At 65.6% G+C, this 13207-nt stretch carries 8 protein-coding genes; 5 read left to right on the top strand and 3 right to left on the bottom strand.

All coding sequences use genetic code 11. The features are described from left to right. Positions 1 to 397 precede the first annotated feature (397 nt). From ACPDIT_RS09205 to glnD, 5 genes are all read left to right on the top strand, one after another. Positions 398 to 961, top strand: coding sequence for a hypothetical protein (locus ACPDIT_RS09205; RefSeq protein WP_423442908.1), 564 nt, complete (start codon positions 398 to 400; stop codon positions 959 to 961). A gap of 449 nt (positions 962 to 1410) precedes the next feature. Beyond that, entirely contained in the window at positions 1411 to 1647 is a 237-nt protein-coding gene (locus tag ACPDIT_RS09210) for a hypothetical protein (RefSeq protein ID WP_423442909.1), read from the top strand. An 18-nt stretch (positions 1648 to 1665) separates the two neighbouring features. After that, positions 1666 to 1851 carry a hypothetical protein gene (locus tag ACPDIT_RS09215; protein ID WP_423442910.1) on the top strand — a complete coding sequence of 62 codons (186 nt, stop codon included), beginning with the start codon at positions 1666 to 1668 and terminating at the stop codon, positions 1849 to 1851. A 1840-nt stretch (positions 1852 to 3691) separates the two neighbouring features. Beyond that, complete coding sequence (locus tag ACPDIT_RS09220; protein WP_423442911.1) at positions 3692 to 4039, top strand: hypothetical protein; 348 nt, start codon at positions 3692 to 3694, stop codon at positions 4037 to 4039. Between the two features lie 1764 nt (positions 4040 to 5803). Then, positions 5804 to 8572 (top strand): [protein-PII] uridylyltransferase, encoded by a 2769-nt coding sequence (gene glnD, locus ACPDIT_RS09225; RefSeq protein ID WP_423442912.1) that lies wholly within the window; start codon positions 5804 to 5806, stop codon positions 8570 to 8572. A gap of 21 nt (positions 8573 to 8593) precedes the next feature. Here the strand turns inward: glnD and ACPDIT_RS09230 are convergent, their stop codons facing one another. Genes ACPDIT_RS09230 through ACPDIT_RS09240 form a run of 3 tightly spaced genes read right to left on the bottom strand, consistent with a single transcriptional unit; the run spans position 8594 to position 13194 of the window. Beyond that, entirely contained in the window at positions 8594 to 10456 is a 1863-nt protein-coding gene (locus ACPDIT_RS09230; protein WP_423442913.1) for an ArnT family glycosyltransferase, read from the bottom strand. 4 nt (positions 10457 to 10460) lie between these two features. Further along, on the bottom strand, positions 10461 to 11837 hold the full coding sequence (locus ACPDIT_RS09235; RefSeq protein ID WP_423442914.1) for a sigma-54-dependent transcriptional regulator: 1377 nt from the start codon (positions 11835 to 11837) through the stop codon (positions 10461 to 10463). 10 nt (positions 11838 to 11847) lie between these two features. Then, a complete protein-coding gene (locus ACPDIT_RS09240) occupies positions 11848 to 13194 on the bottom strand; it encodes a two-component system sensor histidine kinase NtrB (RefSeq protein ID WP_423442915.1) in 1347 nt (448 codons plus the stop codon). Positions 13195 to 13207 lie beyond the last annotated feature (13 nt).

Genomic DNA, 13207 nt, shown 5'->3' on the forward strand with positions numbered 1-13207 from the left:
TTGTGCCAGATGGGCGGGGAGATGTAGCGTAGCGCGGGCGGGCTAGAGCGTGGCTTGTTCGTTCAGCATCCTGTGCTGGATAGCTGGTGCCTGTGTTCGCAGGCAAAGGCAGCGACGGCGGAGGGTGCATCGGCTGGGCTGCTGTGTTCCGCTAGCGCTGAAGGCGCAATGGGCTGAGGGGACGTCGGATTCCAGCGAGGTGGCTGTGCTACGCAGGGCGAGAATCTTTAGACCACTTGCAGGTCGAACGGTAGCGGCGTGGATTGGCGGTGTCGGGGGAGTTGGCGGCGAATGCGACGGTGACGCTGTGGTGGGGGACCAACGAATGGGCGCCGGTGGTACGACAGGGGCGGTATTGGTACGGGGAGGCGCAGGTGAACAATCGGACCGGCGGGGTGTGGGTGGTGGTGACGAACCTGGGGTGGTGCGGGGCCATCCGGACCGGGTGCAATCGGAGATGCGGGGGGACTTTGTGGCGCAGAGCGCTGAAAGCTTGGTGTACGATGGGGATGGCAACCTTGTACGGGACGGGCGGTGGATGTACAGTTGGGACGCGGAGAACCGGCTGGTGCGGGTGATGAGCTACGGGGCCAGCGACCGGGCCAGTTGGCGTCGGGTGGACTGGGCGTACGATGCGCTGGGCCGGCGCACGAGGCAGACCAGCTACGTGCTGAGCAACGGGGTTTGGGTGGTGACGGAGGACCTGAAATCCGTGAGCGATCCGGTGCTTTTCGGCCGACACGTGGTCGAGCTGAACACGACGAACGACGCGCTGGTGCGCAGCTACGTGTGGAGCCTTGGCCTCAGCGAGACGCTGGACGGTGAGGTGGGTGGTCTGCTCTGGGTGCGGCTGGCGAGCAGTCCGGCCTCGGGGAGGCAGGTTGTGACCTACGAGGGCAACGGGAACGCCTGGCGGTTGTTGTCCGCGGCCGCCGGCACCGAGACCGGCCGTTACGAATAAGGTCCGTGTGGCGAGTCGATTCGCGCCACCGGTCTCATGCCCAAGGAGAACCCGCTTCGGTCCTCGACCAAGCACACTTGTTCTACGAGTGACGTAGTGCAGTATGAATTCCGTGGTTACCCTTGCACCGTTGTCCATGGGTTAACCAAAGATCCTGTCGGCGAGGGCCGAGGGGATGTGAATCGTTACGCATTCATTGCGCGGGTTCCGAGGAAGCATATCGATATTCTCGGCCAACATCGAGGCTGCAAGTTAGGGACAATGAAATGGAGATGTTCTGCAAATATTGCCATGGGAATCTATCGTGCATGGGATGCTTCAGGCGTTGTCGAGAAGTGCGATGGTTGCTCTACCGCAAGCATTGAGGCCGGAGTGGAAGTGGGGGTGGGGAAAGGTTCCGGAGGCAAGTTGCCGCCACTGTCGATATACCGTGAGGTGACCCGATCGGGGTGTATTATGGAAGTGATGCGATCGTCTCGCTGGCTCAACAACAAACGCACGCAAATACGACCGTCACGTGGTGTTCTGGTGAAATGTCTGGTGGTGGCAAGGGTTATCTGCTCGACGAGGACCGTGGGCCGAATGGTGGGATGTCAGTTGTTGGTGGTGGACCAGTCGGGCTCGGCGTCGAACTGAAAGTCTCAGGTGATGCCACCGGAAGTATTGCAGCAAACGCCGAGGCGTGACTCGACATCATCCCAGCCGTGACGAGGGCGGGTGTTTACGTCATCGGTTCCGCGACGCGCGATGTCAAACGTGGCGCGGTCCTTGCGTGGACGCGCCAGATCGATCCGTGGACTCCGCCTGGCTGGCAGGAGCCTGGGGGTGTGACGGGTCTCTTGTTGACGGGCCTCTGGGATTCCCAAAGCAACGTCCTGGACGAAGTGTGAGCCTAGGGTAAATAGGAAGACCACAAGCCGACGAAGAGCATAACGTGGACTGCGATCCTGGTGTGCGTCGGCCTTTTCTTGGCCGGGCTGTTGATCGGAGTCGATGACGTAGACGCACGCGAGTGTCGCCAAATGGCTGCGATCCTTTGTATTGGGTTGTGTTGTTCCGCGCCTGCCATGCGTTTCAGGGAGTTCCTCGCGCGGTCCGTGAGAAAGGGGTGGTGGGTTTCATGCATGGCCGGACGGGCAGAGCCAGACCATTGCGATCCGTCCCCACGTGGCTGTGGCTGGCAATTGGGGCAGCATATCTCTCATTTGCACGTGGCGAGTGTGTTGGGACGATCTCGAACGGCTCTGCCTCACTCTGGACTGGATGTGTTGCAGCAGGATGTGGTGTCGGCCTGTGATGTGGGTTCGGTGTGTGTATGGCGTGGGAACGTCGTTCGGCCAAACGCAAGGAGACGGCTTTTGTCCGGAGCCGGTGAGAAGGAACGTCGGAAAGCCCCAGGCTGGGACAAAGTCTGTGTGCCAGCCGGCCTGCTGCACAGGGCCGTATACGGCGTTTTTGGTGTGACCGGCGAGTCGGTTGGACGGTTCAGAGCAACGGGACTGCTCGAGCCGGAGCGAGCCTGCGGTCGTTGAGCCGGTGCTTCAGGAGGATGAGCAGTGTGCGCATCGCCGCTGTCAGGCCGCCTTGGCGGGTTTTGCTGCTACACACAGCGACGGATACAAGGTGCGCATCCGGCGGTGGGCCCGCGCCACTACCAGGGCTGCCGCGGAGAGCGCGCGTCCCACCGGCGCCCGGCCGGCCACTGATGCGGTCCCGGCCGTCCCATGGGCCGCGTCGGCGGGAAAGAAGCGGGAGAGCGGTTAACCGAGCGGCCTCCAAGGGGCCGGTCTTGGGCGAGGGCCCCGGGCTTGGACGAAATGGCGCACCCGGGCGGGGTTGAGCACGGTGACGCGCATGCCGGGCTGGTGGAGGGCGGCCCGCAGGGACCGTTTCCAGCCGCCGGCGGCCTCGCAGAGGACGTGCGCGGCGGGGTCGCCGCTGAGCAACTGGACCAGGCGGCGATGGCTGGCCGGGGCGTTGGGCAGGTCGTAGAGGCAACCGGCCCAGGGGAGCTGCGGGTTTTCCAGGGCGAAGGTCGAGACCTGCGGAGAGGGTGTTCATGGTGTTTCCGCTCCTTCTTGCCGATGCGAGCTGGCCCGGTGGGGCCGCTCTGGGAACGGTTCGAGCTGGGAACACGGGCATCGGCGGTTCCAGCTGCGACTGGGTGGCGTCAAGGACTCCGCCAGGTTTGCGCGAACGGGTCGGCCCCCCGGCCTTCCCGCCCGCGGGCGGAAAGGCCGCTTCGATGGCCCCTTGACACTGCTCCGGACAAGGGTACCAAGGAAGCCAGACCCAGACACACCCCGGGCAAGCTCCATAGCGCTCCTGAACTTGCGGCCCTCATCCAACTCCGGTGCCTCGCAGACCAGAGATCCGCGATCCGGCAGGCTGGAACCCCGCGCCACCCAAAGACCGGCAGAGGGGAGAGCCTGCAGACCACGCAGAAGTCATCGGCCAGCCGCCGTGGCGACGCGGCGGATCATGGAAGGGTCCGCCGGCTGCCGCGGGCGGCTACGGAGTGGAGTGCCCACAGAGCACGCGGAAAACGCAGATGGAAGGTGATTGACCGACTTGCGTCGGTGCCGGCCCGGCTTGGATCCGCCGACTTACGTCGGCGGCTACAGAGTTTGAGAGCCCACAGAACACGCACAGCATACAGAAGGGGATTGACAGACGAATCGACAAAGCGGGCACGAAGCGGCCTGGGTGCGGTCCCGCCGACTTGGGTCGGTGGCCACGGATCGGCCCACAGAGCATGCAGAATACGCAGAAAAGGATCGTGATCGGAACGAGCGGGAAGGGCTTGAAACCTTCGAGGGACGGCGGGCAGGGGGTCGCTCTTTGGTGGTCCGGCTGTGCGGGGGCCATCGGGCCCGGGCGTGGCAACCGAAGGTGGCCGCCCGCGGGAAGACGGCGGAGTTCGGAAGTCAGCCTGCGATTCCCGTCGGTAGCTATTTGGTGGCGATTCGGTGGCATCCGCCGACTTACGTCGGCGGCTACCCCATACTGGGTGCGGCGGTGGATGAACTCATGATCCGAAGGGTCCATCCGGTCATGCGCGGAGGCTTTGGTGGATGAGAGGGAATCCGTCTGGAGGTCCGGGGGCCGCTGGCTGAGGGCGGCGGCGAATCAGTTTGTTTTCGGTTCGGTAGTCCGCGGCCTGACGGCCGCGGCTACCCGAGTGCGTGATCGCGGTGGCTGCTCGGCGGGGTGGGGCCCTTTTTTGGATTTCTGGCCCGCCGCCTGACGGCGGCGGCTACCATGCGCCGAGTCTGTGGCCCGAGGAGAGCCAGGGGGAGTTTCTTTGCGGCCTGTCCGCCGCGTGCCCGCGGCGGCTATGAAACATCGGGTGCCGCGGGAGATCCACGCACGGTGGACCCAAGTGAGAGTGGTGGGTGTGGTTCAGGAAAGTTGCTTACGGCTGCCGCGTCCGCTGCCTTACGGCGGCGGCTACATGGGGCGGTCGAGGTCTTTGGTCCGCGGCCTTACGGCCGCGGCTACGAAAAATGGGGCATCGTGGTGGCTGGTCGGCCGAGCGGGAGCACTTCCCTGGATTCCGGGTCTGCCGCTTGTCGGCGGCAAGATATCCTCGCTGGGATTGCGTGTCCGCCGCCTGACGGGGGCTGAAAGTGCCAGTTGTGATCGGGTGTCGGCCGGCTGGCTGCGGGGCTGCCATCCCTCCATTCTGGTCGGGGTCCGCCGCCTTACGGCGGTGGCTACATGGGGCGGTGGAGATCTTTGGTCCGCCGCCTTGCGGCCGGGGCTACGTGGTCCGGTTGAGATCCGGAGGTTGGGCGTCTCACGCGGCCTGCGGCAAGAACCGCAAATGCCTTTTGCAGCGGCCGGCGAAGGCGGCGTTGCAGAGTGGCGCAACGGAGCCTGAAAGAGCGCTCGGTCACTGTGCTGGCGATCGAAAAGGGGTCATCACGCTCCTCTCCGTCGGGAAACAGCAGTTTTTCGAGAGCCTCAGAGTTTCTCTCAATCTGGTGGGAAAGAGGTTTCTTCGGGAAACGGTCTGCGCAAATCGGAGGGTGTGCACCGGGGTTTTTGGGAGGGGCAGCCTTTTCGACGCGCTGCCAGGGCGCCTCCTGTTCGTGGGCTCGGGAGTTTCCGTCTCCGGCTCCTCGGTGCTCCGGCCCTGGATTCCCAGGGCTTCTCGAGTGACGGCGATGAGGGCGTGGAACGAATGCCGGAGAAGTAATCTCTCCAGCAGTCCTGGCTGTCGGGCCGCCGGCACTTGGTCCGGGCGGCACGCCCGCGGACGGATCCCGACCGGGGAGGATTGCATGGGCTCATGCGCCCGGTGCGGCGGGTCGTGGGGGAGGAATCTGGAAAGCGGTGTGCCGGCGCCCTCAGCGGTCCATGGGCATTCAAGCCCGGGTCGGTTCCCTGCTGGCAACCGTGGCGGCGGGGCGCGTTGGGGTCAAAGCCCGGCCGGCTTGCGCACCGGCCGAGGCCACGAGTCTCCCGCCGGCACAAGGGGCACGTGCGTCGGGGCGAGAACATCGAAGGGGGTTCACTGCGGCTTCGTACGGCAGCACCGCGGTTGGGATCCGGAGGTGGCCGATCGGCCCTTGCGGCGCAAAGGGCTGTCAGCCGAGCCGAAGCCTTGATCGGACGGGAGGAGGTCCAAACTCCCACTCGTCCCCAAAACTCGACCTGCCCGGGTTCCAACCGACAACTGGCGAAGATCAACGGAGCAAACCGGGGCTGCCCGGGTCGCTTGCCAGCGGAGGCGTTTGCCTTCAAAGTGCCGGTGCAGATGCCCCGAACGGAGCGGGAAGGAGGCGGGAACCTGTAGCCTCTCTGTCCCGCTCGGTCGAGCAAAGCGGCCGAGACTGAATGGAAGACTGGTTGGAACAGATCGAAGCGGAGGCAGCCGTGCGGCTCCGGCTGCCGCACGGGCGAACCGTGTCGCAGGAGCTGGAGCGTTTCCGCGCTTTTTTGCGGCGGCAATCGCAGCGGCTGCGGATGTGGCACCGTCGGGGCGGCGGCGGCCGGGAGGTCTGTCAGGGGCGCGCGACGCTTTATGACGTGTTGCTGCGGCATTTGTGGGACGCGGCCTTGCAGCAGACCGCCGGCTCGGGCCCGGCCCCGCAGCCGCCGGTCACCCTCGTGGCGGTGGGTGGGTACGGTCGGGGGGAGCTGAACCCGTACAGTGACCTGGACTTCATGTTCCTGCACGATGGCGAAGTCAGCCAGGGTGGTCAGCCCTCCTCCCTCCTGAGCCGTCTGGTGGATGGGGTGTTGTATCCGTTGTGGGACCTGGGGCTGAAGGTGGGACACACCGTGCGCACGGTGGACGAGGCGGTCGAGGCGGCCAACGCGGATATGCAGTCGAAGACGGCCCTCGTGGAATCGCGGTGGGTGGCGGGGGATGTGCACCTGTTCGAACGATTCCAGCGCGCGTTGCGGGCACGCTGCGTCCGGCGCCATGAGCGTGCCTACATCGAGGCCCGACTGGAGGATCAGGCGGCGCGGCGGCGGCGGTACGGGGAGTCGCCGTGTCTTCAAGAACCGAATCTCAAAAACGGCTGTGGAGGGTTGCGGGACTACCAGAACCTGCTGTGGATGGCCTACTTCAAGTTTGGCGTGCGGTCGATGGGCGAGTTGGAGGCCCAGGGTCGGCTGACTCCGGCGGAACGCAAGGCGTTGGAGGCGGCGTACGACTTCCTGCTGCGGGTGCGAACGGAACTCCATTACCAGCTGGGCCGTCCCGGGGATGTGCTGAGCAAGAATCTTCAGCCGGCCGTGGCGTGGGCGCTGGGTTACCACGATCGTTCGCCGAGCCGCCGGATCGAGACGTTCATGCGCGACCTCTACACCCATACCCGTCAGATCTACCTCATCAGTCGGACCCTGGAGGAGCAATGGGCGCTGGTGCCGGGGTCCGGCTCGTTGCGGCGGCTGCGTTCGTGGTGGAGTCGCAAGGCACCGCAGGAGACGTTTCTGGACGGCTTCGTGTTCGAGCATGGCCAGGTTCGGGCGGCGTCCGAGTGGGTGTTTCAGGAACAGCCGCGGCGGTTGATGCGGGTGTTCCTGCATGCGCAGCAGCGGGGCTACCGGCTTCATCCGGACCTGGTGCGTCTGATCCGAACGCATTTGCGGTACGTGAATCGGCCCTTCCTGACCGATCCGCACGTGAGCGAGACGTTCCTGGCGATTTTGGAACAGCGTGGCAACGTGGCGCCGACGCTTCGGGCCATGCACGAGGTGGGGTTGCTGGGCAAGTACATTCCGGAGTTTGGCCGGTTGACCTGCCTGGTCCAGCACGAGTTTTACCATCAGTACACCGCCGATGAGCACACGCTGGTCTGCATCGAGCAGTTGGATCGCGTCTGGCAGGCCAGCGCACCGCCCTACCGTGCCTACGCGCCGCTGTTGCAGTCTCTGGAACGCCCCGGGCTGTTGTACCTGGCCCTGCTTTTGCACGACACCGGGCGGCACGGCTCGCAGGGGTCGCATGCGGCGCAGAGCGCCCGCCTGGCGGGCCGGGTGGCCCGGCGGCTGGGCCTGGACCGCGCCTCCGTCCAGGCCCTGCAGCGGTTGATCGAGAATCACCTGCTCATGGCGGTGGTTTCCCAGCGGCGGGACCTGGACGATCCCGCGGTCATTCGAAAGTTCGCGGCGCAGGTCGGCGATCTACCCACGCTGCAGCGCCTGACCCTGCTGACCTTTGTGGATGCGCAGGCGACGAGCGACCAGCTCTGGAACGGGTTCAAGGACGCTCTGTTGCGGACCCTGTACGAGAAGACGGTGCCGTTGTTGACGGGGGACACGCAGTTTCTGGAGGAGGCGCAGCGGCGGCGGGAGGCGCTTTGGATGCAGGTGCGGCAACACTGTGCCCCTCGAATCGGCGATGATGAGATCCATGCCCATTTCGAGGGACTGCCGGCCCGGTACTTCGAGACGCGGACCGTGCCGGAGATGGTGGAGGATTTGGAGCTGGTTCACCGATTCCTGCGGCTGCAGGTGGGCCCGGAGGACCGCGCGTTGGAGCCGGTGATCGGGTGGCGCGAGGATGCGGATCGGGGCTGTGCGACGGTGAAGGTGTGCACGTGGGACCGGGACGGTCTTTTCAGTTTCATCACGGGAGCGCTGAGTGCCAGCGGGATCAACATTCTCGCCGCGCGGGTGTTCACGCGTCAGGACAGCATTGCCCTGGACAGTTTTCAGGTTCTGGACGCACGGACGGGCGGCCTGCCGTCCGCCGAGCAACGCCGGCAGTTTGGCGAGTTGCTCAATCATCTGTTGCACGGCCAGGAGGTGTCCCTGGGCTCGCTCATTGCCCGTCACCGGCGCCTGCGTCCGTTGTACCAGGGCTACGAAGGCGAGCGACTGCCCACCATCGTGCGCTTCGACAACGACGCTTCCGACACTTCCACGCTGCTGGAGATCGAGACCGAGGACCGCATCGGGCTTCTCTATGACATATCGCGGTGCCTGGCGGCCGCGGGCGTGGCGATTGCCTCGGCCGTCATTTGCACGGAGCGGGGGGCTGCCATCGATACGTTTTACGTGACGGACCGACAGGGGCGGAAACTTCTGGAGCCGGAAGAACAGCGGCACCTGGAGCAGCGGCTGCGACAGGCGGTCGGGGCCGCGCGGTGAGGCGCCCCGGGCGAATGGGAGCTACGGCTTTGCGGAGCCCCCGGGCTCGGGCGGCCCGGCGTCGCGGCGCCAACGGGCCCAGTCGGCAAGAAAGAGTTGTTCCGGAAGGAATCCGCTGGGGGCGGCTCGCAACGGACACCAGGGGGGCACACTTCGAGTGACCAGGGCGTCGATGACCAGGTTGGCCCAGCTGCGCTCTCCCGCCAGCACCCAACCGGTCAAAAAGCGCGTGTCGGTGGTGCGGGGCGTCAGGTAGAGCGCGTTGACCGGCTTGAGGTAGTCGTTGATGGCAAAGAAGGTGTCGGGCGCGTTGGCCTCATCCGGCGGCGGCAGGAAGTGGCGGGTCAGCAGGACGGCCTGGCGTTGCCCGTACCACGCCACGGCCCACGGGATGTCCGTCATCATGAGTTCGTGAGGACGCAACCAGTTGGCGCTTTGCTGGATGATCAACGGGTTGTACGGGGGGTAGGCGGTTCGGATGGGGCGCGGCGGCAGGAAGACCAGCCACAACGGCAGGGCCACCACACCGACGAACAGGGCCACGACCCCGTACCGCAGCGAATAGAGGGGCAATTCCATCTGGTCCAGCAGGGTCAGGAAAAAGGCCGCTCCGTACACGATGACCAGCGGTGCCAAAAGGATCAGAAGATTCTCGGTGTTGATTTCCGGGGTTTCATCGGACAGGTGCGTCCGGCCGAGCGCCTGGATCGTGACGAGCACGGGCACGCACAACAACAGAAACCAGCGCAACCGCCGCCGGCCGGGATGCAGCAGGGGCACCAATAACCCGGCCAGGAACAGTGCGGTGACCCAGCTCCCACCGAAGCGCAGGAGATCCTGCGTCATGATCAACTTCAGATTCGCAAAAAACTTGTTCCACAGCGGGGACAGGGGCGAGATGCCGACCGGCACCTCGAACCGCGGTTCCAGGGAACGCGCCAGTTTGTCGCCCGGCCACACATAGGTGCCGTCCAGGACCGCGTAGGTGGCCGCACCGAAGGGTAGCCCGCTCACGTGCCAGTTTCGCACCACCCACGGGGTGATGGTCACGACAAACACCGCGAGGGCCAGCAACGCCGCCGGCCGCCGGCGGGGCCCGGCAAACCACCAGAGGCACAGCACCGCCGGCACAATCAACCAGCCGAACGCGTATCGGGTGAGGCAGCCCAGGCCCACCACCAGGCCGGCCAGCGCGGCCCAGGCAAACAGGCGACCGGAGCGTTCCGGCTGCTCACGGCCGATCTGCTCCGCCTGCACAAGGCAGATGGCCAGGAGGACAAACCACACCAGCACCAGCATGGTGGACAGGCCGGAGAGGGCAAACCGCCAGAACACTTCGGTCATCAGCATCAGGACCGCCGACAACCACGCCACGGCCGGATCGAACAGTCGCCGTGCCAGCCAGAAGGTCAGACCCAGCAACACCAGGAACAGCCCCTGATTCAACACGGCGATGGCCATCTCCGGCGCGAACCGAAAGGGGGGACGGGCCTCCACGCGCTGCGGGAGGGGCAGAACCTTGAACAGCCCGGCCAGGAGCACCGGATAAACCGGAGGATTCACGATGTCCGGATGGCCCGTGTGCAACCGGGCCGGGTCGCGCACGCCATTGATCACGGGTACGCGCTGGCGTTCCTCGTTGGTTTTTTTGACGAGGTGGATGGTCAGGGGACGGATGCACAGCGTGGTATAGCCCCGGCCCTCCGCCAGGTTGCGCGCCAGTTGGGCCATGTCCATGGCCTCGGGGGCGGAAAAGTTTTTGTAAGCCCGCAGGTTGTAGGCCACCGCGAAGGCGGCCACGCCCAGCACGGCCAGGATCACCCGCAGATAACGCGCGCCCGGGCCCTGCTCCAACTGGTGAATCAAGTCCTGAAGAAATGGCATGGATTCAGTTTCCCTCCTGTTCTTCGATTTGGTACTGGCGCAGCTTGCGATGCAGGGTGCGGCGGCTGATGCCGATTTTTTTGGCGGCCAGCGTCCGGTTCCCGCCGGTTTCCTGCAGCGCGCGGAGAATGAGTTCCTTTTCCACCTCCTTGAGGGTGAGGTTGGGGCGGCTCAACAACCCCGTGGGCGCAGGGGGGGTCGTGGAGCCGCCGCGGACCGAGGCCGGCAGATCGCGCGCCGTGATGCGATCCCCGCGGCACAGGACCACGGCATGTTCGATGGCCGTGCGCAGCTCCCGCACATTGCCGGGCCAGGAGTACTGGAGCAGTGCCTCCATGGCGTCCAGTGTGAAATCCCGCACCGGCTTGTTGTTCTCGCGCGCGAATTCCTGGAGGAACCGATGCGCCAGCAGGGGAATGTCCTCCTTGCGTTCGCGCAGGGGCGGCAGATGGATTTCCACGACGCGCAGGCGGAAATAGAGATCCTCGCGGAACGTACCGGCCCTGACCATTTGGGCCAGATCCTTGTTTGTGGCGGCGATGAGGCGGACGTCGGCCGTGAGGGTTTTGTTGGAACCCACGCGCTCGAAGGTGCGCTCTCCCAGGAACCGCAACAGCTTGATCTGCAGGGTGGCGTCGATCTCCCCGATTTCGTCCAGGAACAGGGTGCCGCCCTGGGCTTGTTCGAAGCGGCCGATGCGGCGTTCGTGGGCCCCGGTGAAGGCCCCTTTTTCGTGACCGAACAGCTCGCTCTCCAGCAGGGTGGGCGAGAGGGCGGCGCAATGGACGATGACCATGGGCATGCGGGCGCGGGGGCTGAGCTGGTGGATGGCGCGGGCGATGACCTCTTTGCCCGTACCGCTTTCGCCCAGCAGCAGGACGGTGGCGCGCGTGGGGGCGACCTGGCGGACGATCTCGAAGACCTCCTTCATGGCGGGGGATTCTCCCACCAGGTGTTCCAGGCCGTAGCGCTGGTCCAGCTGCTGATGCAGCGCCACGTTTTCCGCCTCGAGGTGCCGCTGCCGCAACGCGCGGTTGATCCGCATCTCGAGCTCGTCGATTTGCATGCGGCCCTTGGGGATGTAATCGTCGGCGCCGCGCTTCATGGCCTCGACGGCCAGTTCCTCGGAACCGTAGGCGGTCATCAGGATGCAGACCGGGGGCCGGGGCAGGCTTTTGGCGCGGGCGATCAGTTTCATCCCATCCTCCAGCGGCAGCCGGAAGTCGGTCAGCACCACGTCCACGGGTTCGCGCTCGAGCAATTCCATGGCCGAGGGGGCATCTTCGGCCACGTACACGTCAAACCGATCCTCCAGGGCGGCCCGCAGACCTTCGCGGGTCGGTTTTTCATCATCCACGATCAGTACGGTCGGTTTGTTCATGCCACGGGCCTCAGGATGCCGCGGAGGCATTGTCGGGGACAAGCGGAGCGGCCGCCGCGTCGGGAGCTCGGGTGTCGGGGGCGGCCGGGTCGGACGCGGCCGGCGGCTCGAGGAGTCGCGGCGGTCGCTCGTGCAGCGGCAACCAGATGCGGAAGGTGGTGCCGCGGCCGACATGGCTTTCGACCTCGATGCGGCCGCGGTGGGCGCGCACGATGCGCTGCACGATCATCAGGCCCAGCCCCGACCCTTTTTGTTTGGTGGTGAAAAACGGCTCGAAGATGCGCTGGAGTTGGTCCTGGGGAATGCCGCATCCGGTGTCACTGACGCTGACCCAGACTCCGTCGGATCCACTGCCGGTCTGGAGGGTCAGGGTGCCGCCGCGGGTCATGGCCTGCATGGCGTTCTTGATCAGGTTGACCAGCACCTGCTGGATCTGGCCCGGATCCATCGGGGCCTCGGGCAGCGTGCGGGACAGGCGGGTTTTGACCAGGATGCCGCGGTTCTCGAGCTCCGGCTGCAGCAGCTCCAGGGTTTTGCGCACCACGTCGTTGAGCGAGGCCGGTCGCAGCTGGGGCGGCGTGGGTCGCAGGGCCTGCAAGAACTGGGTGACGATGTAGTCCAGCCGGTTGACCTCGCCCTTGGCGACGTCCAGGAACCGTTCCACGCGGGTCAGGATGGAGCCGGGATCGGTTCCCGAAAACGCACCCGGGGCGGGTTCTTCCGGCAGGTACACCACGGAAGGCGGAGAACCGAGCTTTTCGCGGCCGAGCCCGCTGCGCAGTTTTCGCAGCTCGCGTTCGATCAGTTGCAGATGAATGTGGAGGGCATTGAGCGGATTGCCGATTTCGTGCGCGACGCTGGCGGCCAGGAGCGTGAGGGCCTGGAGGCGCTCGCTCTCGATGGCTTCGAACGTCTGCTGGCGTGCCTCCGTCGCATCGTGCAGGATCAGGGCCACCCCGCTGGTGCCGGTCTGACGTCCATCCAGGGGTGCGGCCAGCAACCGCAAGAACCGCGGCCGGGGATACTGGATTTCAAATTCCTGGCGCACGAACCGATTTCCGCCCGCGGTGTCCAGCCGCGCCAGTTGTTCCCAGTCCACCTCCGGTACGCATTCTTTCACGTGGCGTCCCTCGACGTCCTCGCCCAGGCCGAGCAACCGGGTGGCCGCCCGGTTGAAATAGAGGATCCGCCCCTGCTCGTCGGTGACCAGAATGCCGTCCTCGATCGTGTTGAAGAGCGTCTCCAGGAACGAACGCTCGCGGGCCAGTCGCTGGACCACGGCCTGCAGCCCTTGCGTGTCCAGGCGACCGATCCGGCCGAGGACCTTGTCGAGAAAGCTGGATTTCGCAGCAGCCATGGCGGTCAATCGA

The sequence above is a fragment of the Limisphaera sp. VF-2 genome (assembly GCF_049537125.1).
GTDB lineage: Bacteria > Verrucomicrobiota > Verrucomicrobiia > Limisphaerales > Limisphaeraceae > Limisphaera.